The following is a 24740-nucleotide window of genomic DNA, read 5'->3' on the forward strand; positions in this document are numbered from 1 at the left end:
TTATGAAGGTTATACAAAAATCCATATTACAAATTGTGTAACCATAACCAGCTCTTATAATCTAGGAAAGTTTGAGAAACTATTAAGTTCTAAATTCTTTAAATGTCATAAATCGCACATTATTAATTTGGATAAAGTACGTCATTTTGAAAATGAAGGCTATGTGGTTTTAGATAATGAAACTCGTGTTCCAATTTCTAGAACAAATAAAAAAGCCTTTTTAAATAGGTTTAACTAGCCTTCTTAACGCCTCCTAAATACTTACAGTCTTTAAGGTCTTGCATAGAAGTAAATGGTACAGGTACTTTATGGTACATGTAAGTACTATCTAGTTCTTTAGATAAACTTTGGTCGTCTACATTTACGCTGATATCGCTCATTTTAAACTGGCAGGGATGTTCGTACCCTGCAGCATGGGTAATTTCTATAAACTCTTTTCTAAATGTTTTAAAGTATTGTGCTAATCTAACAGATTTTAAGGTTGGGTCTAGTCCATTTTGTAGCCATTTATTTTGGGTGGCAACACCACTCGGACAACGATTAGTATGGCAAATTTGAGCTTGAATGCATCCAATACTCATCATGGCTTCACGAGCTACATTAATACAATCTGCTCCCATAGCAAAAGCCATGGCAGCCTTAGCAGGAAAACCTAATTTTCCACTTCCTATAAAAACAATGCGTTCACAAAGGTTCCTATCCTTAAAGAGTTTATATAAATCGCTAAACCCAAATACCCAAGGTAAAGACACGTGATCTGCAAAGCTAGGAGGTGCGGCTCCAGTTCCACCTTCACCACCGTCAACGGTAATAAAATCCGGACCTTTCCCTGTTTGAGCCATAAGGTCTGCTAGCTCTTTCCACTGATCCAATTTACCGATGGCAGCTTTTATTCCTACAGGTAGTCCCGTGGCCTCTGCAATTTTTTCTATAAATTCCATAAGTTCAGGAACATTAGAAAAAGCGGAATGGTTAGGAGGTGAGAGTACATCTTCTCCTAATGGTACATGACGAACTTCTGAAATTTCTTGAGTAATTTTAGCTGCAGGTAATACGCCACCTTTTCCAGGTTTAGCGCCTTGAGAGAGTTTAATTTCAATAGCCCGAACAAACGGATTCTTGTTTACTAAATGCACTAGTTTCTCCAAAGAAAAATTACCATCCTCATCTCTAACTCCAAAATAACCAGTACCAAAATGGAATACCACATCCCCACCATGACTGTGGTAGGGCGATAAGCCACCTTCCCCAGTATTGTGGTAGGCATCAGCCATTTTAACGCCTTTATTTAAGGATTCTACTGCTCGTGCAGAAAGCGAACCGAAACTCATAGCAGAAACATTAATTACAGAGGCTGGTCGGTATGGTCTTCTTCGATTATTATGTAATCCCATAATTTTTGCACAAGGTAAAAAGCAAGGGTTTGTGGTATTAGGATGATCTGCTGCTATTTTGTAAGACATCATAGCATTGTTTATAAAAATGTGCTGATGCGCATAAATATCTCGATCGGTTCCAAAGCCTTCATAATTGTTTTCTTTTTTCGCCGATGCATAAATCCAACCTCTTTCTATACGATTAAATGGGAGTTCTTCTCTATTATTGGCAACCAAATATTGCCTTAATTCTGGACCAATTTTTTCTAAGATGTATCTAAAGTGACCGATGATTGGAAAGTTGTGACTTATGGTATGTCGTTTTTGAAAAAAGACATCACGAATAGCAATCAAAACTAAAACAATTAATATCCACATCCACCACGAAATCTGACTTAAAACATCAAAAAAAACATCCATAATCCATAATTTTACTGTAAATATATTTGAAAAATATGAATAATTTTATTAAATAACCTAACATTAATCAAAATGGGCTATAAGCGCTAGTAAGACCTGTAATCATTCTTCGTTTAGCTGTAATCTTTCAAAAATACGAACGTCTATTCTGGAAAAACTAGTTTCTAATATCCTTTTCAATAAGAAGGGATTTAAAAGCTTTAAATATGGGCAAGTGTGAAGTCAAAAGCTTATGTACGAAATTTCAATAACTTATTGAATGGCTTTAAATAAGTTTTAAATTGTTTATAATTATTCATAAATCTCAGGGGGAATACGCCTAACAATGGTTAATTTTATCCCTTTAAATGAAAGAGAATTGGAGAAGTATTTAAGTCAGTTAAACGAAGCGCAATTAGCACCAACCATTCAAAAGGATGGTCCAATGATTGTTATTGCGGGAGCAGGATCTGGGAAGACCAGAGTATTAACCTATAGAATAGCCTATTTAATGAGCCAAGGTGTGGATGCGTTTAATATATTATCGCTAACATTTACCAATAAGGCGGCACGTGAAATGAAAGAACGAATTGCTTCTATAGTAGGCAATAGCGAAGCAAAAAACCTATGGATGGGAACCTTTCACTCGGTGTTTGCTAAAATTTTACGTATTGAAGGTGATAAATTGGGGTATCCAAGCAATTTCACCATTTATGATACTCAAGATTCCGAAAGGTTGATTTCTGCCATTATCAAAGAAATGAACTTGGATAAGGAGCTGTATAAAACCAAACAAATTCGTTCTCGAATTTCTTCTTATAAAAACAGCTTAATTACTGTGAAAGCTTATTTTCAAAACCCAGAGCTTAAAGAGGCTGATGCAATGGCAAGACGCCCAAAAATGGGTGAAATCTATAAAAACTACGTGGATAGATGCTTTAAAGCTGGAGCTATGGATTTTGATGATTTATTATTAAAAACCAATGAGCTTTTAACACGATTCCCAGATGTTTTGGCTAAGTACCAAGACAGATTTCGTTATATTTTGGTAGATGAGTATCAAGATACAAACCACAGTCAGTATTTAATAGTTAGGGCACTTTCTGATAGATTTCAGAATATTTGCGTGGTAGGAGATGATGCGCAAAGTATTTATGCCTTCCGTGGTGCCAACATCAATAACATCTTAAATTTCCAAAAGGATTACGATGATGTAAAATTATTTCGACTAGAACAAAATTACCGTTCCACTAAAAATATAGTTAATGCGGCCAATTCCATCATCGATAAAAACCAAACCAAATTAGAGAAAGTGGTTTGGACAGCAAACGATGAGGGAGCAAAAATAAAAGTAAACCGATCCTTAACCGATGGAGATGAAGGTCGTTTTGTAGCAAGTTCTATTTTTGAAAACAAAATGCAAAATCAATTGAAAAATAGCGATTTTGCCGTATTATATCGTACCAATGCACAGTCTCGTGCAATTGAGGATGCACTTAGAAAACGAGATATTCCTTATAGAATTTACGGAGGTTTATCGTTCTATCAACGTAAGGAAATCAAAGACATCTTGGCTTATTTACGCCTAATTATCAACCCTGCAGATGAAGAGGCTTTAAAACGAGTTATTAATTACCCAGCAAGAGGTATCGGTCAAACAACTTTAGATCGATTAATTGTAGCTGCAAACCATTATAACAGGTCTATTTTTGAAGTGCTACAGAACATCGAAAAACTAGATCTCAATATAAATTCTGGAACCAAAAATAAACTAAGAGATTTTGTAACCTTAATTGAAAGTTTTCAAGTATTAAACAAAACAGCCAATGTTTTTGAACTGGCGGAACATGTCACAAAAGCAACTGGTTTAATAAGGGAACTCAATAAAGATGGTACGCCAGAAGGAGTGGCCAAAATGGAAAATATTGAGGAGCTTTTAAATGGGATGAAGGATTTTGTTGAAGGTCAAAAAGAATTGGCCGATGCAACAGCTTCCTTAGCTGAGTTCTTGGAGGACGTAGCACTTGCAACAGATTTGGATGCCGACAAAGGCGATGCAGATCACGTGGCGTTAATGACAATTCACTTGGCAAAGGGACTGGAGTTTCCTTATGTGTATATTGTTGGTTTAGAGGAAGACTTGTTCCCTAGCGCCATGAGTATGAACACGCGTAGTGAACTAGAGGAGGAGCGTCGTTTATTTTATGTGGCTCTAACCAGAGCAGAAAAACAAGCTTACCTAACTTATGCCTTAACCCGTTATCGATGGGGAAAGTTAGTAGATGCAGAACCTAGTAGATTTATTGAAGAAATAGACGAAGAATACTTGGATATTATTACGCCTATTGAAGAACGTCGTTTTAACCCAATGCTAAGTGCCGATATTTTTGGAGATGATATTCCAGAAACTAAAAGAAGGGCAGATGCGAATAAAATCCGATTTAAAAAGCCTGTTCAGCCTACCTTTAAGAAAAAGCAACCTATGGCTGATAAACCTTCTGAAAAAATAACCATAAGCACACCGAAAAACTTAAAACCAGTGAGTAAAACTGCTAGCGGTCCAAATTTATTCGATGGTAAATTAGCCGTTGGGAATATGGTAGAACACATGCGTTTTGGAAAAGGTGAAGTGGTAAAAATAGAAGGTGTTGGAGGTGATACCAAAGCCGAAATAAAATTCGATAAAGGAGGTGTTAAAAAATTATTATTGCGCTTTGCCAAGCTCGAAGTAATAGGGTAACAGGTATTTATATCACTCTCCATCAAAAGAACATGGAGTTTAATTAAAATACGTCTCAATAAAAGCTTGTAGTTTGGTGCTGGTATCCAATAAATCAGGACCAACCCAACCATGGCCGGCATAAGGATATAAGGTAAACTGATGCGGAACTCCAAGCGATTCTAGTTTGGTGTTCATATCAACACCTTGTGAAGTTGGAATTAAAGGATCTTGACCTCCATAAAACAAAATGGTTGGAGGAGAAGCAGCGGTTACTCGATGATACGGACTAGCTTCTTCTAAATATTCTACGGAAATATCCTCGCCAAATAAAGCAAGTAGAGCTTGATATACGGGATTTGTAGAATTTAAATAGGCGGGATCTGTTAAGTTGGTTGGTCCTACAATGCTACAAACCATGGCAATATTGTTATCTGTATCAAAAGCATAACTCCATAATAAAGCCAAATGAGCTCCGGCACTAACACCAATAAAAGCAAAATTGTCATCTATAACATAATGATTCTGCTTGCTTTTTAACTGATTGATTACGGAAGTAATATCATTTATTTGCATCGGATAAGGCAAGTTGTTTTCATCGGCAAGTCTATAGTTTATATTTACAACTCCCATATCAGGAAAGGTAGTTCTAACATAATCCCTTAAGGAATTCATATCAGATTTATCACCTGCAGTCCAACCTCCACCATGAACTAAAATCATAACCTTAGTATCTAAACTTCTATTGGCAGGTAAGTAAATATCGAAAACTTGGTCATTGTCTTGGCCGTATGAAACATTTAATTCTTGATAATATTCTGAAGGATTGAGTCCAATTTCAGCTGTGTTATTGCTGTCATCTGTGGAACAGGAAGAAAAACTTATAACAAGTACGCTAATAAATAAGTAGATTTTTAAAACCTTCATAAACAATTTAATTAATTATCTTGCAAAAGATAACGAATTTTTAAGAGTAATCGTATGGCAGAGTTTATTAAAATATATGAGGAAAACCCTAATCCTAAAGAAATTGCAAAAGTTGTAAAAGTTTTAAGAGAAGGTGGATTGATTATTTACCCAACAGATACGGTATATGGTCTAGGCTGCGATATTAATAATGTTCGAGCCTTAGAACGTGTGGCACGAATTAAAAATGTGAAATTGGAAAAATCTAATTTTTCATTTATTTGTGAAGATTTAAGCAACCTGAGCGATTATGTGAAGCAAATTGATACCGCATCTTTTAAAATTCTTAAAAGAGCACTTCCAGGACCTTATACTTTTATTCTTCCAGGAGCCAAATCTTTGCCCCATCCGTTTAAAAAGAAAAAAACGGTCGGTATTCGTGTGCCAGACAATAGAATTGCTATTGAGATTATAAAGCAATTGGGTAATCCTATAATTTCAACGTCCATCCACGATGAAGATGAGGTTTTAGAATACACCACAGATCCAGAACTAATTTATGAAAAATGGAATCACTTAGTAGATATAGTGATTGATGCCGGTTATGGAGACAACCAAGCTTCAACGGTTATAGATTTATCTGAAGGAGGCGATCCAATAATTATTAGAGAAGGCAAAGGAAGTTTAGATGTTTTATAAACTTTAAATACTAATGAGATATAAAAAAAAAAAGCTCAATCGGAAGATTGAGCTTTTTATTATTTCATACTTAAAACTGATTATTTACCACCAGCTTCAAGGTTTTTCATTTCTTTTTCAATCATGTCATAGAACTGATCGATTTTTGGAAGTACAACAATACGTGTACGTCTGTTTTTAGCTCTGTTTTCAGCTGTATCATTAGAAACTAATGGCACATAATCACTACGTCCAGCAGCAATTAATTGAGCAGGATTTACACCTAATTCTTGTAATACTCTAATAATAGAAGTAGAACGCTTAACACTTAAATCCCAGTTGTCTAATAATGGTGGTTTGTGGTAAGGAACGCTATCTGTATGTCCTTCAACCATACATTCAAAATCAGGCTTGCTGTTTACTACTTTAGCAACTTTTGCAAGAACTTCTTTAGCTCTAGACGTTACATGGTAGCTTCCACTTTGGAATAATAATTTATCAGCAATAGAGATAAACACAACTCCTTTTTCAACATTAATCTCAATGTCAGGATCGTTAATTCCAACTTCACGTTTTAAACTAGTTACCAAAGCAAGGGTTACACTGTCTTTTTGCGTTAAGGCATCTTGTAAACGAGAAATTTTCAATTCTTTTTCTTTAATGCTCTCTAAGGTTTTTTCAATGTTAGTTGCACCTTTTGATGATAAGAAAGTAAGGTTATCATTGCTTTTACGTAAATCCGCAACTTGATCTTCTAAGACTTTTGCTCTTGCAGTTGCAGAAGCTCTCTCTTCTAAACAAGAATTAAGTTTTATCGTAGCTGTATTTAATAAGTCCTGCGTTTCCTTTTGTTTAGCTTCTAATGCGGTATATTCTTTCTTAGAGACACATGATCCTAATAGGAATAAAGCAAAAACGCCTAATATCAAAGTTTTTTTCATAATTATTTATATTTTTAGATGTTCGTTATTAACATACCAAAATTATACAAAAGAATGCGAGGAAAGATATGAATTAACAAAAATTTTAACAGTTTTATAAAGAATTGAAAATCTTGTGGTTACTAACATAATAACTCCAAACAATAGAAGATTTTTTATAATAATCTTTGCGCTGATTCAATGCGTTTCTTTGCTTTATAAGTTTGGGTAATTGTGTGTAAAAACTAAAGTGCGCTTTAAGGATAGCTACTATATGTAGTGGTTTAAATTCAAATAGGAATTTTAAGGCGGCTATACCGTCTAAAATCAGTCTAATAAATACTAAAAGAATAATATTTCCTCCAGCATTTTTTACTAAGCTAAACAGACTGTTTCTGAAATTTAAATAGGTTTTCTTAGGATGGGTGTTTTGTAAGGTAGCGCCTCCTACATGGTAAATAATCGACTGGCCTACAAAAGTAGAGGTATAACCATGATTAAAGGCTCTCCAACAAAAATCAATTTCTTCCATATGGGCAAAGAAAGCTTCATCGAAACCATTTAAAGATTCAAACACCAATTTTCTAACAAAGAAACAAGCGCCTGAAGCCCAAAATATCTTTGTAGTATCGTTGTACTGTCCTTCGTCCATTTCAATGGTATTAAAAATCCGGCCTCGACAGAAAGGATACCCATATTTATCTATATATCCACCAGCAGCCCCAGCATATTCAAAATGTGACTTGTTTTTGTAATCCAATATTTTTGGTTGGATTATGGCTGTTTTAGGGTGGTTCTTAAAGGTTTCAAGTATGGGGTCAAGCCAGTTTTCACTCACTTCAACATCGCTATTCAAAAGGCAATAAATATCTTCTTCAACTTGCTTTAAAGCGTCGTTATAACCTTTAGCATATCCACCATTTTGGGTGTTTTTAATTATTTTGATCTCTGGATAGTGCTGCTTTACAAAATGAACAGAGTCGTCTGTAGAGGCATTATCAGCTACGTAAATAGTTGCTTGTTGGGAATGTGTAACAACAGAGGGTAAGAACTGTTCAAGTAAGTCCTTTCCGTTCCAATTTAATATAACGATGGCTATTTTCAAATGGCTAGTTTTGTTTTTTTTATATAAAAGGCTAAGGTAAGCATCCAAGTTAAATTTGAGGCTTCAATAATTCTTTGGTATAACCCAAGATAAGGACCTGTAGGGTTACTAGAAAGTATTAAGGTAAATATAAGAGCAACTATTCCACAAACTAAGGATACTAGTGTTACATGTTTCCCCTGACTCCATGATCTTGAAACCACCCCAATTAAAATTAAACAGAAGGGGACAAAAGCATAGGTAATTCCACCAACAATGGTGTGAATTAATTGAGAAAAACTAGGGTCTATTAGTTCTTTATTACAACCCATATCACAAGGAAAAATACTAACAAGTATGGTTCCAAAGCCGTAAAGCAATGCAAAACCAATTAATCCGAGGGTAGTTAATTTGTTTTTAGGCAGGAATTTTATGGAATACAATGAAAATAAAATGATAAAGAATCCACTTGGAATAAAACCAAAGACTCTTAAATAAATTCCATAAGGGGTATTAAAAGCGTAGGTTTCACTAATGTATTGGTGGATGTGACTGTAGTTTTCAAATTGAAACCCACCTAAAATACTGGGAACTATAAAAAATATAGCTCCTAAAATTCCAAACCAAAAAATTACCTTCTTATTCATTTTTAACATAATCAGGGATGTCTTCTAAAAACTGATAACGTTCATTTTTAAAATCCATTTGACAATAATAATGATTTAGTCCGTTGGTAACCATTAAATAAGTAGCATTTAAAGTTAGATTATAACGCGCAATTTGATCAAAAGTTTCTTGGGTTATTTTTATTTGAGGTGCTTTGCACTCTACAATTAAATGAATGCTTCCATCTGTATTGAAAACAACAATATCATATCGTCTTTTTAAACCATTTAGTTTTAGTTCTTTTTCAACATTAATTAAAGATTGTGGGTAGTTCTTTTCTAAAATGAGGTATTGAACGCAATGTTGGCGAACCCATTCTTCAGGTTGTAAAATCACAAATTTTTTCCGAATACTATCGAATATAGATATTTTATTTTCGCTATTTTTGAAACGAAACGGAAACTTCGGAAATTGGAGTTCTTGCATCAAGGCAGATAGTTTTTTTCAAAGTTAAGTTTCATTCATCAAAAACCAAATATCCACAGCTTATTTTGGAGTTTGTATTTTTTAATAGGCCTGCCTAACGGTTAGCCCGGAATTTTTAAAGATTTGGACGAAGTCAAAAAAATTATAACTGATATAAAAAACAGGAAGTTCCAACCTATTTATTTTTTAATGGGCGAAGAACCGTATTATATAGACAATATTTCAAAATACATTGAAAGCCATGTGCTCTCAGAGGAGGAAAGGGGCTTTAATCAAATGGTTCTTTATGGTCGTGATGTAACTATTGAAGATATTGTGGGCCATGCCAAGCGTTATCCTATGATGGCCGAGTACCAAGTAATTATTGTGAAAGAAGCTCAAGACTTGTCCAGAAGCATAGAAAGTCTTGCAGCATATGCCGACCAGCCGCAGCCAACAACTATTCTGGTTTTTAATTATAAATACAAAGTTATAGATAAGCGTAAAAAGCTATATAAATCGCTGAAAAAGTCGGGTGTTATTTTTGAAAGTAAAAAACTGTACGACAATCAGGTGGCCGATTGGATCCGTAGAGTGCTAGCTGGACAAAATTATACCATTACACCAAAGGCAGGAATGATGTTAACTGAATTTCTTGGTACCGATTTAAGTAAAATTTCCAAGGAGTTAGATAAATTAAAAATAGTCCTTCCAGAAGGAACGCAAATTACTCCAGAACATATTGAGCAAAATATAGGTATAAGTAAGGATTATAATAACTTCGAGCTGCAAAAAGCAGTTGGAGCTAAAGAGGTATTAAAAGTATATCAAATTATAAAGTATTTTGGTGAAAACCCAAAGGATAATCCTATGGTGGTAACGGTGGCTATGCTTTACAGTTTTTTCTCTAAGTTATTGTTTTTGCATGGTCTAGCAGATAAATCTCCAAGAAACGTGACCTCTGCCTTAAAAATAAATCCTTATTTCACCAATGAGTATCTTACAGCGGCCAAAAACTATCCTATGAGAAAGGTAAGTGCTGTAATTGCCACCTTAAGAGAATTTGACGTAAAGAGTAAAGGAGTGGGATCTAGCGCTGTTAAACAAGAAGATTTACTCAAGGAGATGATGGTAAAAATTATGGATTAAAGGATTCATCCCTTATCCACCACCAACACACCAATAATTATGGAGATAAAAGGCTGGCCTATCGGTGTAATTTAGCTGTAAGTGTTGAATAGATGGCTTCTTACTACGTAATTGTTTAATCGTTAAGGGTTTAATAGAGACTATAAAACCCTTAAAATTTTCTCCATTTTTCGACCTTTAGCTAACTCATCAATTAACTTGTCTAAATATCTTACTTGTTTTGTTAATGGAGTTTCTATGTCTTCTATACGATACCCACAGATAACGCCTTTAATAAGCTCGGCATTGGGGTTTAATTTTGCCTTTTGAAAGAAGGTTTCAAACGTATCCTGATCATCAATTAGTTTTTGAAGATCATTTTCATTAAAACTAGTCAACCATTCAATTACTTGATGTAATTCATCTATAGTTCTACCTTTCTTTTCAACTTTCGTTATATAGTGCGGATAAACTGAAGCAAAGGTCATTTTTGCTATACGCTCATCATGCTCTGGTGTTGTTTTCATTATTTGTTAATTTTCTAATTCCTCTAATTCTAAATGGTAATCGTACTGTAAATCTTCATGTAAGCTAGAAACAATCTTTTTGATGCTTACAATTTGTCTGTCGTAAATATTCATCAAAGTAACATTTTGTTTTATTGACGGTCTAAAGTTTTTTAATCTGCCACAAAAATAGAGTAGGAGTTCGACTTCTGTTTCTTTTTTTTGGGAATATCTGGCGTATTTTTTAAGATTTCTTAGAATTTTTCTAACGCTTTTTTTAATATAAAAAAAACTATCGGTGTTGATGCTCTCAAACTGTTCATCCAATTCCTGCTTTACAGTTTCTATATAACCAACTTCATCATGCGACTCGAATAACAAATAAGTCAAGAGCTCTTTGTTTTCCTTTTTAAATTTAGATAAGCGTAAACACAGTTCCATTAGTTCTTCTGGTGAACGATGCTTCAATTCTTTTTTTATAGTGACAACGGAAACTGCTTTCATAGGATGTATAAAGTCTTGCAATAGGAATCTAGCGAGACGGAAAATTTTTAAGGTTAAAGGTATTTCTTAGTATCTAAGGAATAATTTCCAAGACCGGTTAATAATATAACTAAAAAGGAAATTATATATAGTAGCGTCTTTTCTTTTCTAGCGAAAGGATTGTTATGGTGTACAACAAAAGCAGCATCAAGCATAATAATTATTGTTGGAATGGCAGCTAGTTGTTTCATAAATAGTTAATTAGTGGTTCCTTTTAATAAATTGATACTTACTGTGGCTAATTCGTTGTTTGGGAATTTAGAAAAATAGCGTGTGTCTGGTTCAAGTCCAGCTTCCTTGGCGATATTTGTAAAAACATCAACTTCCAGTATGTATTGATCGCTATATCCATGAGTGGCATCGTAGGCCGTTGCAGCTGTTTTTCCTTGGTTATTAGCAACCAATTCCGGTTGTATGGTATGTAATTCAATGATTAATAAGCCAAATTTTTCCACATAGGGTTTCCATTTTTGTAGATGTTCTAACAATGAATTCTCAACTAAATTATTATTCAATCGTTTTCCTTGAAAGGCATAAGCACCTGTAGAATGACTTGTGCGATTTGATGGAGTGTCTGGCATGTCCCAAATACGATTATGGTCTAAGAAAGTTCTTACGTTTAATAAATCTTTTAAATCAATGTTATAATCCTCTTTCAGGTCTTTTGCTAATAGTTCTGGTTTACCAATATCTCCCCATATCACTTTAGCCCAAATATCAGCTTTAATTAAATTGGCCCTAGTTACTTTTAAGGCAGCTTGATTAAAATCGGCACCTACTAAAAGAAGAGGGTATTCATCAAGCATATTTCCTCGAGTGGTTTGCTTTTCTATAACTTCGAAAATATGTTGAATAAAAGCACCATTACCGCAGCCCATATCTAAAATTCCTTTGGGTTGCTGATCTATGGGTTTGTTGAAAAGCTCAATAATAACCTGGTCTACAATTTTAAAATATGTGGCGTGAGCACCTCCAGATCCCCAGACATTCATTTCACGAAGGACATGTTTTTCTGTGTCGTTAGGGCTTTCAGTTTTTAAAACTAGAGGATCTCCAAATAATAAATCGTCTAAAGCCAGGAATGTGGGTAAATATGAAACAGTAACACCATAGGCTGAAGCTCGCTTGGCAAAAAACAGACCCTCATCGGTAAATTGATACGTGTTTTTCTTCTTTTTAAACCAACCTAAATATGAAAAGAAATCAAGGATTTTTTTGAAACTCTCAGGATCTTTATGATATTCTTCAGCTGTAAATGAAGCTTCCATAAAATATTTATGAAACAAGCCGTTAACACCAAGTAAAACAATTATTGGAGCTACAATACAACCTTCAATGTGTTTTAAAACTTGATTTTCAATATCTGTGTTGCCAACGAGTCCATATTTTTTTTCGTAATGTTTAAAGTTGCGTTCTAAGGCCAAGAACGCATCACTTCCAATTTGGTCTTCATGAAACTTTACAGAATAGGAGAGTAGCTTAACGGCTTCTTCATAAAGAGGAGCCATAAGAAATGCTTCTTCACTGTTTTTATTTACTTCATAAAAAACGACATCTGATGTATTATCAATGTGCTGAGTAAGCCAACCTTGAGAGCATAAGGTTCTTAAGGCTACATTTAAATAGCCTTCATTGCCTTTAAAAAAGGAAGCAAGCTCCGTTATGGATACTTTTTTATTTTTAAGTAAATACTCTAAGACGCCTTTTTTATGTAGTGTATAGGTGGTGGTCCCAATGGCTAAGCCATCTAGATGCCTAAAAATAGTTCCGCGAAGTTGTTCTTTGTCTTGCTTGGTATTCATATATGCCTCTTTTTGATATAAATATAACAAAAAAGACCTCATTGTTTTTAATTAATGAGGTCTTAAATGGATTATGAAATTTGTTAGTTATCTCAATTTTGGGAAATTGGAAGGATTGGCTTCGTGCATAACATTATAAACAGCCTCAAACACATCTTCCACTGAAGGTTTAGAGAAGTAATCACCATCCGTTCCATAAGCTGGTCTGTGTTGTTGTGCTGCAAGTGTTTGTGGTTTGCTATCTAAATGTTTGTAAGCGTTTTGAGTATTTAAAATCTCATTTAAAATATAAGCAGAAGCTCCACCTGGAACATCTTCATCAATAACCATTAAACGATTTGTTTTTGCCACACTTTTTACGATATCATGACTTAAATCGAATGGTAGTAAAGATTGGATGTCTATAATTTCAGCATCAATTCCAACTTCTTGTAATTCTTTAGCTGCTTGCTCAATAATTCTAAGAGTAGATCCGTAAGAAACTAAAGTGATATCACTTCCTTCTCTAATGGTTTCTACCACACCAAGAGGAGTTTTAAATTCTCCGATGTTGCTTGGCATTTTTTCTTTTAGTCGGTACCCATTTAAACACTCTACTATTAAAGCAGGCTCGTCACTTTCAAGCAATGTATTATAGAATCCTGCTGCTTTCGTCATGTTTCTTGGAACTAAAACGTGAATACCACGAACTAAATTAATAATTCCTCCCATTTGTGAGCCTGAGTGCCATATACCTTCTAATCTATGACCACGAGTTCTAACAATTAATGGAGCTTTTTGGCGGCCACTAGTTCTGTATTGAATGGTTGCCAAGTCGTCACTCATTATTTGAAGTGCGTATAGTATATAGTCTAAATATTGGATTTCAGCTATTGGTCGTAAGCCCCTTAAAGCCATTCCAATACCTTGCCCTAGAATGGTTGCTTCACGAATACCAACGTCTGATACACGTAGTTCGCCATATTTTGCCTGCATCCCTTCAAGTCCTTGGTTTACATCTCCAATATGACCAGCATCTTCACCAAAAACTAAGGTTTCAGGGTATTTACCAAAAATGGCGTCAAAGTTATCTCTTAGTACCAATCTAGCATCAACTTCTTCACTGCTTTCATCATAAGTAGGCTTCACTTCCTTAATAGTTAAAGCAGACTTAGGAGATTCACTATATAAATGGGAACTGTATTTAGGTTGAATTTTTTCAAAGTACGCATTGATCCAATTCACCAACTGTGTTTTTTCAGTGGTAGATTCGCTAACAACATAGCGTAAAGCCTTTCTAGCAGTAGAAATAATGTCCTTCCTAATAGGCTCTTTTATCTCAGCTAAATCGTTTTTCAATTTAGTGATAAAAACCTTGTTAGCACTTGAATTAGCAACGTTTTCTAACAGAGCAAGAAGTTCTTGTTGTTCTTGTTTTAATGGTTGAGTAAAGGCAATCCAAGCTGCTTTTTTACCTTCACGAACATCTTTCTTAATAGCACTTTCTATAGCTTTTAATTCTTCATCAGTAGCAATACCATTTGCTATCATCCACTCACGAAGCTTAACATTACAATCGTATTCTGCTTCCCAAGCAAGACGGTTCTCATCTTTATATCGTTCGTGTGAACCAGATGTGGAATGTCCTTGAGGTTGAGTTAACTCATTAACATGAATTAAAACAGGAACGTGTTCTTCTCTTGCTATTTTACCTGCATTTTGGTAAGTTTCTACCAAGGCTGGATAATCCCATCCATTAACGCGGAAAATTTCAAACCCTTTATTGTCTTCATCTCTTTGAAACCCTTTTAAGATTTCAGATATATTTTCTTTGGTTGTTTGATGTCTGGCATGTACAGAAATTCCATATTCATCGTCCCAAACACTCATAACCATAGGAGCTTGTAAAACACCTGCCGCATTTATGGTTTCAAAAAACAACCCTTCACTGGTACTAGCATTTCCAATAGTTCCCCAAGCCACCTCATTTCCTTTTTCTGAAAAATTAGTGGTGTCAATTCCTTTTACTTGTCTGTAAATTTTAGATGCTTGAGCCAAACCTAGTAAACGAGGCATTTGGCCAGCAGTAGGAGAGATATCTGAACTTGAGTTTTTTTGTTTTGTTAAATCTTTCCAATTGCCACTCTCATCCAAACTATGAGTTGCAAAATGACCTCCCATTTGTCTACCAGCGGACATAGGATCATGTGCAAGATCTGGATGACCGTATAAACCAGCAAAAAACTGTTGGATATTCAGTTCGCCAATAGCCATCATAAACGTTTGGTCTCTATAATATCCAGAACGGAAATCTCCATCCTTAAATGCTTTTGCTAAGGCTAATTGAGGGACTTCTTTCCCATCGCCAAAAATTCCAAACTTGGCTTTTCCTGTAAGGACTTCTCGTCGACCTAAAAGGCTGCATTCACGTGATGTGACAGCTAATTTATAATCGTTTAAAACTTCCGTTTTGAAGTCTTCGAAAGAAAGGTCTTTTTTTAAGTCTGGATTTGTTTGCATAGCTTCTGTTTTTAAAAGAGCAAAATTAGTCAATATTTGTGTGTTTTGCAATTTGGAAAACCGTTAAAGATTTATCAAATTGTCAGTGTTTAGGGTGAAATAAGGTAAAAAACTGAAAGATTGTTACTTATTTCTGAAATCGTTAAAAATATTTTATTGAAATATACGTATATAACCTTCTGTTTTTAGCCTGAAAAATTGGGCTTAATACCAACGCCGAGTAAACAAGCCTGAAAGAGTTTTAAAGTCGAGTGTTACTACAAAACGGATTTTTTCAGCATAGCGGGCATGAGACACTTCCCATCCTAAATTGGAGTAGACAGGGAAGTAAAGCTCAAAATAATCTGGAACCAAACTCACTCGAACCCCTGTGTCATACACAAATTTAATGTTTTGCCCGTGATTTTTTAATAACCCAATATCGCTATAGGCTAAAATGTATTTCCAAAGGGTAGCGCTTCCGTTAATGGTGCTAATCCACTGGTTGGCATATGGGGTATCTAGTTTCGACTTAAACCCTCCTTCAGCTATAATAATTTGCTGGCTAAATAACCCAGAACTTTCAGAACGGCCATAATAATTGTAATCAAATAAATAGTCGGTTGGTCGGTCTAAGGCGTAACTAAAATAGTTTGATGTTTCATAGGTGTTGTTATACAGAAAAAGTCCTGTAAAGAGTCTTAAATTGTACTGTCTATTACCTTCAGTTAGTTTTCTATATTCAAAATTGAAAGCTAGTTTCCCAAAATCTTTTCCAAATTGGACATCAGTAAACCACGAGGTGTAATTTTTTAAGCCTTTGTTAATGTTGTTATAGCGTATATCTAATACACTGTAATTGGGTTGGGTGGCATCGGCTGTAGGTAAAGGACTTTTATCTCGATGAATATCTACATATCTCAGTGTGATATATTGTTTCGCGTTGGAACGTAAATTAGATTTATCTCGAAATTTAAAGACCATTCCTGGAGTGAGTTTTCTAACAAACAAATCTTTACCATAACTAGAATAGCTTCCCGAAACACCATAAGTAATGCTAAACAAATCGGACTTGTCTTGGATGTATTGATTGTAATTTAAAGTGACAGAACCTGTAAGTGAATTAGATTTTGTTCCATATTGTGGTGCAACTTTATAGTAAAACGGTTTTTTAAGAACGGTTTTGTTATAGGCCTTGGCACCAAGAACAATTCCATCGTAAATATTATCAAATTCCACAATAGGCATTAAAAACACTTGGTTGTAAGAAGGGTCTTCAATATCTTTTATAAGTCTAATTTGAAGCGGTCTGTTTAATATAGAATTTGTTAAGGTTTTAGTATTATCTCTCAAATTGTATTCTGGAACTACAAAGTCTTTATTTAAAACCACTTTGTTACCGCTTCCTTTGGCTAAGGTTACAGATTTGGTGTCAGTTACATTTTCTATCCAAACTTTTGAAACAATGGAGTCTTTATCAAGAACAAATACGGAAATAGGAACATTGGCATTGGATTTATTTTTTACCGTTACTTTTACAGAATCTCTGGACTCTTCAACATTTGAAATAGTAAAATCGATATGTTTTTTGGTCTTCAAGTAATCTGTAAAAAACCAATGAACGTCCTTGGTAGTATTTTCTTTTAAAATGCTTTCAAAATCCGAAGTGGTGGTTTCCTTAAAGGTGTACTTTGAAAGGTATTCCTTTATGGAATTTTCTAAAATATCTTCATTGATATATTGATCCAAATAACGCAACCCAACTCCAGCCTTATATTTGTTAGCTATGTTTTTATTGAATTTAAGTAGAGAATCTTTCTCCATACGCAATGGTTGATCGATGTTTTCCCTAGCCATGTGCATGTACAGAAAGGCGTATTGATCGTTAAAATCTAATTGCGTGGCGTGAAAGGATTTTAAAACCCAAATCGACGATAGGGTTCCGGCAAGTTTCATGTTGGGATAGTTTTCTTCTACATATTTCATTAAAAAGTAGGTTTGCAAACCATCTATGAGCCATTGGTCTTGTCTAGGGTTTATAATTAAGATATTTTCCAAATAGTTGTGTAAGGCCGTTTTTAAGATCTTCATTTCGTATTGAAACTTGTCTGGAAACGGACGTATAAAACTAGGTAATAAGTTTAATCCATAAATAGGATTTTTTCTATAGTCAATATCTGTAATTAATAGTTTTTCTAAAGGGTAAGGACCTAAATTTCTAACCAAAAACTCTGAGACTTGATCGGTAATCAGCAGGTTTTCAATCATGCTTAAGTTTTCTTGATCTAAATTCGAAACCATAGTGAAATAATCAGTTTTCACTTGATTAAACTGTTTCGTTTTATTTAAAAACAATTTGGAGTTTATTCTGTTTTTTCCTTCAAGTTTTACAATAGAAAGACTGTCTTTTTGGATGACTTCAGACTGTTCCAACTCAGAAGTTACATGATAGCTGTTTGGAATTTGTAACTCTAAGCTGATGTCTGATACAGGCACAAACAAATCGTCTAAATTTTTATTGCTGAAGTATTGCCATTGTCCATTGTAAACTGCTGGAGTGATATACCAATATCGAAGGTTGAAGTCACCTTCATTTGACACGCCATATCTGGTGAATTTATTGCTAGGTATTTGAACGATATAGTTAAGGTGGATGGTATAACTCTCATGTGGTTTTAAAGGTGAGTCAAGTTTAACTTTTATAACATCTATTTGATTTTTAACTCTGTCGAATTCTAGCTCTTGCTTGTTTTGTATTATAGATGTAACTACGGAATATCCTCTTTCTTCATTTTTGGCAAAATGAAATGCCGTACTATATTCTTCTGCAAAACGTTTGGCTAAAGGGGTGTTTTTTGTAGCGTAACTATGACTCCAATCGTTTAAATAAATAGTGTTTAACGTGTGTTCCGAATCATTAAAATAAGTAATACTTTGAGAAATTTTAATCTGGTTTTTGTCCACCTGAAATTCGGCTTTGAGGTCTATTTTATTCTGACCTAAAACCCATAACGGTATAAAAAGAAACAAGAAATGACTTAAAATTCGGACTTTCAACTTATTTTATAAACTTTAAGGGTTGCACATTGGTGTTGGACATGTGTATATAATACAGGCCATTGCTTAAATGAGATACATCTATACTTAGGCGATTAGAATGGTCTAAAGGGATTACTTTTACCACCTGTCCTAAGGTGTTATAAATATAAAGTTTGTTGCTAGAAAAAGTACTTTTATTGATTTTTACTTCTAGTAGGTTCTCAACAATATTCGACCCAATAATTTGAAAATTATCCATTTGATACCTTGGAATGTTCAATATGGTTTGGTTGGTTACCAATTGTAAGGTAACAGGAAGATGGTCGCTAAAATAATATAAAGCGTCTCGAATTTCACTAGAAAAATCTACTCCTTCACAAAAGTCATCCTTGATTTCCTGGTTGTAACAATCCAAGTTTCCATTGTTCCCATATGCTTTATAGCTATTATCCACATAATAAATATCCTGTTCGGAAAGCATGTTGGTCGATGTTAAAATAAAATCGAAACGATCGTCAAAACCACCAGAAGCTCCACCTAAACCTGTTTGGTTTCGAGTAGATTGGGTAAACATGTCAAGGTATTCTGTATTGTTGTGCCAATTTCCCATTCTATCTGCAGGATCGGCAAATACGATGTTATTTTCTGTATGTAATAACTCACTAATAGCAGGTTCTAAGTGGCTATAAACATTTAAATCTCCCGCCAGCATTACGTTGCTGTTGGCAGGAAACCCATTTAAATATGTCGTTAAATCTTGAACCATTTCTAATCTTAAAGCTTGGTTGTTTGCGCCGCTAGAGGCTTTTAAATGACAAACAATCACGTTTAAATATACAGGATTAGTGCTTTGGTTGGTGGAATTTAACTTTAATTTATAATGATTGAAGTCCCGATATAATGTGGGCACTTCGTGTTGACTTTCTAAAATGAATTTTGAACTATTATAAAACATCAAATTCTGAAGGTCGTTTTGATTTCCCGTGTTGTCGTCCGAGGTGTTATAGGTGAATACGGCGCTTTCAAAATCCTCTGATACTCGAGATTGCAATACCTGTAAAATAGCTTGGGCGCCAGACAAATTGTTCAACTCGCAAACCATAAATAGGTCGGGTTGATAATCGCTTAAAATAAGGTCTAAATACTGAATGCGATTAGGGACGTTGTTGTCGTAAGGGAAATTCAATAAATTATAAAACATCACCTTGAAGTTCTCTTGTCCCAACAAGCTATTGGTACATAGCAAGCAAAAGAGAAATACAAGGTGAATGTTTTTTATCATAAGGAATTTCGAATAGTTTCTGGATTAGAAATTAGGACTCAATCTGTATTTCTTGTAGAATTCGTCTAGGATTACAATAACTTCTTCAGGCGTATCTACCAAGTGAATAAGATCCATGTCTTTAGGACTAATATTGTGGAATTTTTCTAGTAAAATTTGGTTGATCCAATCAATTAATCCACCCCAAAATTCAGTTCCTACTAAAATGATAGGGAATTTTTCTATTTTATTCGTTTGTATTAAAGTAATGGCTTCAAACAACTCATCTAAAGTTCCAAAACCCCCTGGCATAACTACAAAGCCTTGTGAGTATTTAACGAACATAACCTTTCTAACAAAGAAATAATCAAAGTCTAAGCTTTTATCGCTATCGATATATGGATTATCGTGCTGTTCAAAAGGTAAGTCAATATTTAAACCAACTGAAGTACCTCCTGCCATATGAGCGCCTTTGTTTCCAGCTTCCATAATGCCTGGCCCACCACCGGTAATAACACCATATCCGTGGTCTACAATTTGTGAAGCAATGTCTTCTGCTAATTTATAATACTTATTATCTGGTTTGGTTCTTGCCGATCCGAAAATGGATACACAAGGTCCAATTCTACTTAATTTTTCATAGCCATTTACAAACTCACCCATGATTTTGAAAATAGCCCAGGAATCGTTTGTTTTTATTTCATTCCAACGTTTGTAGTGTTGCTCGTCTCTCATTTGTAATGTTTTTTATTTAATGTATTCATTCGAATTTATTTTAATCAGGTAAAGGTTGTTAAAATTAAACCAGAGGCAAATTTAAGAGAAATTAGGACATTTTAGGTGCTTTCTTTAAAGGATTTGCACTTAGATATTTAAATCTATTAAATAAGTCGTCAGTTTTAAGAATAGAACATAAAAAAGAGGTAAATCATGCGTTAAGCATTTACCTCTCTTATAAAAATTCAATTATTTTTTAAAGGTTTATTTTAATGGGCCTCGTCCCGAAATAAGGTTGTACAAAATAATAATAATAGCTATAACAAGCAAAATATGAATTAAATTACCTGTTGGTATGCCTTGAACAACACCTAAAAAACCTAGTAGCCAAATGACTATACAAACAACGGCTACTAACCAAAGTATACTTCTCATAATTTATAGAATTTATGGTTAAGTTACTAATTTAGTGGTTTTTATGTAAGAATTGTACTAAATTAATTCTTTTTTAAGAAAATGTGCCGTATAGCTCTTTTTATGTTTGATAACCTCTTCCGGAGTACCCTCTACCACAACCTGACCACCATTCTTACCGCCTTCGTAGCCTATGTCAATAATATGATCGACCATTTTAATAACATCTAAATTATGCTCAATAATTAAAACGGTATTTCCTTTATCGGCTAATTTATTCAACACAATCATAAGTACTCGAATGTCTTCAAAATGCAGTCCTGTTGTAGGTTCATCAAGAATATAGAAGGTGTTTCCTGTGTCTCGTTTACTTAGTTCTGTAGCTAGTTTAATACGCTGAGCCTCTCCACCAGACAGTGTGGTGCTTTGTTGCCCTAACGTAATATATCCCAAACCAACATCTTGAATGGTTTTAAGTTTTTTATGAATTTTAGGAATGTGTTCAAAAAAAGGAACGGCCTCATTAATAGTCATGTCCAAAACATCACTAATCGATTTTCCTTTATAACGAATCTCTAGGGTTTCTCGGTTAAATCGTTTCCCGTTACAGGTTTCGCATTCAACATAAACATCTGGAAGGAAGTTCATTTCTATAACTCGTAAACCACCACCTTGACAGGTTTCACAACGTCCACCTTTAACATTAAAGCTGAATCTTCCTGGTTTATATCCACGAATTAAAGCTTCTGGAATTTTAGCAAACAAACTACGGATTTCACTAAAGGTTCCTGTGTATGTGGCTGGATTACTTCTTGGAGTTCTCCCTATGGGAGATTGGTTAATATCGATGACCTTATCTATGTGTTCTAAACCTTTAATACTTTTGTAAGGCATAGGTTTTTTAACGCCATTAAAGTAATGGGTATTCATAATAGGATAGAGGGTTTCATTTATTAAAGTGGATTTTCCACTTCCTGATACTCCTGTAACACCGATCATTTTTCCCAAAGGAAGTTTTACAGAAACATTTTTTAAATTATTTCCTGTACAGCCTTTCAATTCTATAAACTTGCCATTGCCTTTTCTTCGCGATTTTGGGACTTCAATTTGCTTTGTGCCATTTAAGTAATCTGCCGTTAAGGTATGATGCGTTTTTAGTTCGGCAGGTGTACCAATGCTAATGATTTCTCCACCGTATTTACCTGCTTTAGGACCAATATCTATCACGTAATCGGCTTGTTCAATCATGTCTTTATCGTGTTCTACCACAATAACTGAATTTCCTATATCTCTTAAAGCGAGTAAGGATTTTATCAGCTTTTCGTTATCTCGTTGGTGTAAACCAATACTAGGTTCGTCTAGAATATAAAGCACACCCACCAATTGAGAGCCTATTTGTGTCGCTAAACGAATACGCTGAGCTTCTCCACCAGATAAGGATTTTGAGCTTCGGTTTAAAGAGAGATATTCTAAACCAACATCAAGTAAAAACTGCAGCCTGGTTTTAATTTCTTTAATAATCTCTTCTGCAATTTTTAATTGCTTGTCGGAGAGGTGTGAATCTAAATCGTGAAACCAATGTGCTAAATCAACAATATCCTTGTTGGCCAAATCTGCAATGTTGTTTCCGTTTATTTTGAAATAAAGAGATTCTTGTCTTAAGCGTGAACCTTGACAAGCGTCGCAGGTAACCTTGTCCATATACTCCTTTGCCCAACGCTTTAAGGAAGTGGTTTCTGCATGGGCGTACTGACTTTCTATAAAATTAGCCAAACCTTCAAATTCAATTTTATAGTCGCGAGTAACACCTAAAGTTTTGCTTTCTACCGAAAACTTTTCGTTCCCTCCATAAAGAATCATTTGTTTTGCTTCTTCTGGAATGCTTATATACGGATCGGTTAAGGAAAAATTAAAGCGTTTTGCAATGGCTTCTAGCTGCTTAAAAATCCAAGTGTTTTTTTGTGGTCCTTGTGGAGCTAATGCACCAGCAGCAATAGATAGTTTTGAGTCTGGAATGATTTTGTTTTCGTTAACTTGATACAAAGATCCAATTCCGTTACATTTTGGACAAGCACCTTTTGGCGAGTTAAATGAAAAATTGTTGGGTTCTGGGTTAGGATAGGAAATTCCGGAACTCGGACACATTAAATTCCTACTAAAATAGCGCGCTTGCTGTGTGTCTTGGTCTAACACCATAAGCACATCGTCTCCATGGTACATGGCGGTATTAATGGTTTCGCTTAGACGTTTATCGTTATCTGCAGTATCATCAATTTTTAAGCGATCGATAACTATTTCTATATCGTGATTTTTATAACGATCCAGCTTCATGCCTTTTACCAAATCTAAAACTTCACCATCGGCGCGTACTTTTACAAACCCTTGTTTGGCAATTTGTTCAAATAATTCTCGGTAATGTCCTTTTCGGGAACGCACAACGGGGGCCAAGATATGAATGCGTTTTCCTTTAAAGTTCTCTATAATAAGTTCCTTAATCTGCTCATCGTTATAGCTAACCATTTTTTCGCCGGTATGGAAGCTGTAAGCGTCACTGGCACGGGCATAAAGTAGTCTTAAAAAATCGTAAATCTCGGTTATCGTACCAACGGTAGAGCGTGGCGACTTGCTCGTAGTTTTTTGTTCAATAGCAATAACAGGTGAAAGTCCGTCAATTTTATCAACATCTGGACGCTCAAGCCCACCAAGAAATTGTCGTGCATAGGCCGAAAAAGTTTCTATATATCGGCGTTGGCCTTCAGCATAAATCGTATCGAAAGCTAAAGACGATTTTCCACTACCGGATAGCCCAGTAATAACCACCAATTTCTCTCTAGGGATAGTAACATCTATATTTTTTAGGTTGTGAACGCGAGCGCCTTGAACCTCAATATTTTCTTCGAATAAACTCATAAAAAAAGAGATTTTGTCGTTTAGAAAGACAAAGGTGCAAAGGTACTGATTCTGCAATTAAAAATGAAGGTAAGTGCGAGTCGAGTTTGAATTTCAAAATTCAATACGGAGAGTTTTAACGAGTTTATTTCCTTGACCTTTAGCTGAAACCAAAAAGAGGTGGTAGGTTAGATGGAAAAAATAACCTCTTTATACGCCTTGGCCCATTTAATTAAAGTGTCAGAGGAAGGTTCTAAATTTAATTTTTCAATAATATTAGTCCGGTGTTTTTGAACGGTTCGGGTAGATACAAATAATAACTCGCTAATTTCAGCAGAACTTTTGTCCTCAGAGATTAATCGAATGATTTTTCGTTCAGATGGAGTTAAAAGAGCTACTTTTTTAAGTTCGTCTTCTACGCTGGATTCAAAATTTTTATCAAAGGAAGTACTGAAATATATCTCCCCATTCATAACGGCTGCAATACAATTTTCTATGCTTTCCATACTATCCTCTTTTAAAAGATAACCATCAATTCCTAATTTTTTGGCCTGTACAACAAAGCTTTTTTCTTTGTGGTAAGTCATGACTATAAAGTGTGTTTTTAAGTCTTTCTCTCTACACTGTTTAATAACCTCAAACCCATTTAGCAAAGGCATTTCAATATCTAAAAATGCAATTTTAGGTTTTAAGTTTACAATGGCTTCCAAGGCATCTGCACCATTTTCTGCAGTTCCAACAATGGTATAACCGGCTTGTTCTAATTCTTTTCTTAGGCCTCTTAGCATAATAGGGTGATCGTCGGCAATA

Annotated in this window: 21 protein-coding genes; 4 read left to right on the top strand and 17 right to left on the bottom strand. The window is 34.7% G+C overall.

Annotated features, from left to right (window positions below; all coding sequences use genetic code 11):
* Window positions 1-238, top strand: a 238-nt coding sequence (locus VKY41_RS08095; protein ID WP_500813938.1) for a LytR/AlgR family response regulator transcription factor, incomplete at its 5' end; no start/stop codon positions are given.
* Here VKY41_RS08095 and VKY41_RS08100 read toward each other — a convergent pair.
* Complete coding sequence (locus tag VKY41_RS08100) at window positions 231-1796, bottom strand: FMN-binding glutamate synthase family protein (protein ID WP_500813939.1); 1566 nt, start codon at window positions 1794-1796, stop codon at window positions 231-233. The genes VKY41_RS08095 and VKY41_RS08100 overlap by 8 nt on opposite strands.
* 358 nt (window positions 1797-2154) lie before the next feature.
* Here VKY41_RS08100 and VKY41_RS08105 point away from each other — a divergent pair, with 358 nt between their 5' ends.
* Window positions 2155-4515, top strand: coding sequence for an ATP-dependent helicase (locus VKY41_RS08105; protein WP_500813956.1), 2361 nt, complete (start codon window positions 2155-2157; stop codon window positions 4513-4515).
* A 39-nt stretch (window positions 4516-4554) separates the two neighbouring features.
* Here the strand turns inward: VKY41_RS08105 and VKY41_RS08110 are convergent, their stop codons facing one another.
* Complete coding sequence (locus VKY41_RS08110) at window positions 4555-5421, bottom strand: alpha/beta hydrolase fold domain-containing protein (protein ID WP_500813940.1); 867 nt, start codon at window positions 5419-5421, stop codon at window positions 4555-4557.
* 54 nt (window positions 5422-5475) lie between these two features.
* On the opposite strand from VKY41_RS08110, the gene VKY41_RS08115 reads away from it, so the two are divergent.
* On the top strand, window positions 5476-6099 hold the full coding sequence (locus tag VKY41_RS08115; RefSeq protein WP_500813941.1) for an L-threonylcarbamoyladenylate synthase: 624 nt from the start codon (window positions 5476-5478) through the stop codon (window positions 6097-6099).
* A gap of 80 nt (window positions 6100-6179) precedes the next feature.
* Here VKY41_RS08115 and VKY41_RS08120 read toward each other — a convergent pair whose 3' ends face one another.
* The 4 genes from VKY41_RS08120 to VKY41_RS08135 form a co-directional block, all read right to left on the bottom strand.
* A complete protein-coding gene (locus VKY41_RS08120) occupies window positions 6180-7019 on the bottom strand; it encodes an OmpA/MotB family protein (RefSeq protein WP_500813942.1) in 840 nt (279 codons plus the stop codon).
* Window positions 7020-7113: 94 nt separating this feature from the next.
* Complete coding sequence (locus tag VKY41_RS08125; protein ID WP_500813943.1) at window positions 7114-8103, bottom strand: glycosyltransferase family 2 protein; 990 nt, start codon at window positions 8101-8103, stop codon at window positions 7114-7116.
* Window positions 8100-8729, bottom strand: a complete 630-nt coding sequence (locus VKY41_RS08130) for a DUF998 domain-containing protein (protein ID WP_500813944.1) — start codon at window positions 8727-8729, stop codon at window positions 8100-8102. Before VKY41_RS08130 ends, VKY41_RS08125 begins: the two co-directional genes overlap by 4 nt.
* Complete coding sequence (locus tag VKY41_RS08135; protein WP_500813957.1) at window positions 8722-9174, bottom strand: type I restriction enzyme HsdR N-terminal domain-containing protein; 453 nt, start codon at window positions 9172-9174, stop codon at window positions 8722-8724. The genes VKY41_RS08130 and VKY41_RS08135 overlap by 8 nt, the downstream gene beginning before the upstream one ends.
* Before the next feature lie 123 nt (window positions 9175-9297).
* Here VKY41_RS08135 and holA point away from each other — a divergent pair, with 123 nt between their 5' ends.
* Window positions 9298-10302, top strand: coding sequence for a DNA polymerase III subunit delta (gene holA, locus VKY41_RS08140; protein ID WP_500813945.1), 1005 nt, complete (start codon window positions 9298-9300; stop codon window positions 10300-10302).
* Window positions 10303-10442: 140 nt separating this feature from the next.
* On the opposite strand, the gene VKY41_RS08145 is transcribed toward holA, so the two are convergent.
* The 11 genes from VKY41_RS08145 to VKY41_RS08195 form a co-directional block, all read right to left on the bottom strand.
* Entirely contained in the window at window positions 10443-10808 is a 366-nt protein-coding gene (locus tag VKY41_RS08145) for a DUF2200 domain-containing protein (RefSeq protein WP_500813946.1), read from the bottom strand.
* Window positions 10809-10814: 6 nt separating this feature from the next.
* Window positions 10815-11291, bottom strand: a complete 477-nt coding sequence (locus tag VKY41_RS08150) for a hypothetical protein (protein ID WP_500813947.1) — start codon at window positions 11289-11291, stop codon at window positions 10815-10817.
* A gap of 53 nt (window positions 11292-11344) precedes the next feature.
* Window positions 11345-11521 carry a DoxX family protein gene (locus tag VKY41_RS08155; RefSeq protein WP_500813948.1) on the bottom strand — a complete coding sequence of 59 codons (177 nt, stop codon included), beginning with the start codon at window positions 11519-11521 and terminating at the stop codon, window positions 11345-11347.
* 6 nt (window positions 11522-11527) lie between these two features.
* Window positions 11528-13132, bottom strand: coding sequence for a class I SAM-dependent methyltransferase (locus tag VKY41_RS08160; protein WP_500813949.1), 1605 nt, complete (start codon window positions 13130-13132; stop codon window positions 11528-11530).
* Window positions 13133-13219: 87 nt separating this feature from the next.
* Complete coding sequence (locus tag VKY41_RS08165; RefSeq protein ID WP_500813958.1) at window positions 13220-15631, bottom strand: alpha-ketoacid dehydrogenase subunit alpha/beta; 2412 nt, start codon at window positions 15629-15631, stop codon at window positions 13220-13222.
* A gap of 204 nt (window positions 15632-15835) precedes the next feature.
* Window positions 15836-18640, bottom strand: coding sequence for a gluzincin family metallopeptidase (locus tag VKY41_RS08170; RefSeq protein ID WP_500813950.1), 2805 nt, complete (start codon window positions 18638-18640; stop codon window positions 15836-15838).
* Between the two features lie 28 nt (window positions 18641-18668).
* Window positions 18669-19931 carry a T9SS type A sorting domain-containing protein gene (locus VKY41_RS08175; RefSeq protein ID WP_500813951.1) on the bottom strand — a complete coding sequence of 421 codons (1263 nt, stop codon included), beginning with the start codon at window positions 19929-19931 and terminating at the stop codon, window positions 18669-18671.
* Window positions 19932-19955: 24 nt separating this feature from the next.
* On the bottom strand, window positions 19956-20645 hold the full coding sequence (locus VKY41_RS08180) for an LOG family protein (protein WP_500813952.1): 690 nt from the start codon (window positions 20643-20645) through the stop codon (window positions 19956-19958).
* 246 nt (window positions 20646-20891) lie between these two features.
* Window positions 20892-21062, bottom strand: coding sequence for a lmo0937 family membrane protein (locus VKY41_RS08185; protein WP_500813953.1), 171 nt, complete (start codon window positions 21060-21062; stop codon window positions 20892-20894).
* A gap of 57 nt (window positions 21063-21119) precedes the next feature.
* Window positions 21120-23951, bottom strand: coding sequence for an excinuclease ABC subunit UvrA (gene uvrA / locus VKY41_RS08190; RefSeq protein ID WP_500813954.1), 2832 nt, complete (start codon window positions 23949-23951; stop codon window positions 21120-21122).
* A gap of 167 nt (window positions 23952-24118) precedes the next feature.
* On the bottom strand, window positions 24119-24740 hold a 622-nt coding region (locus VKY41_RS08195; RefSeq protein WP_500813955.1), incomplete at its 5' end, for a response regulator.

Source organism: Xanthomarina sp. (assembly GCF_035306605.1).
Taxonomy (GTDB): domain Bacteria; phylum Bacteroidota; class Bacteroidia; order Flavobacteriales; family Flavobacteriaceae; genus Xanthomarina.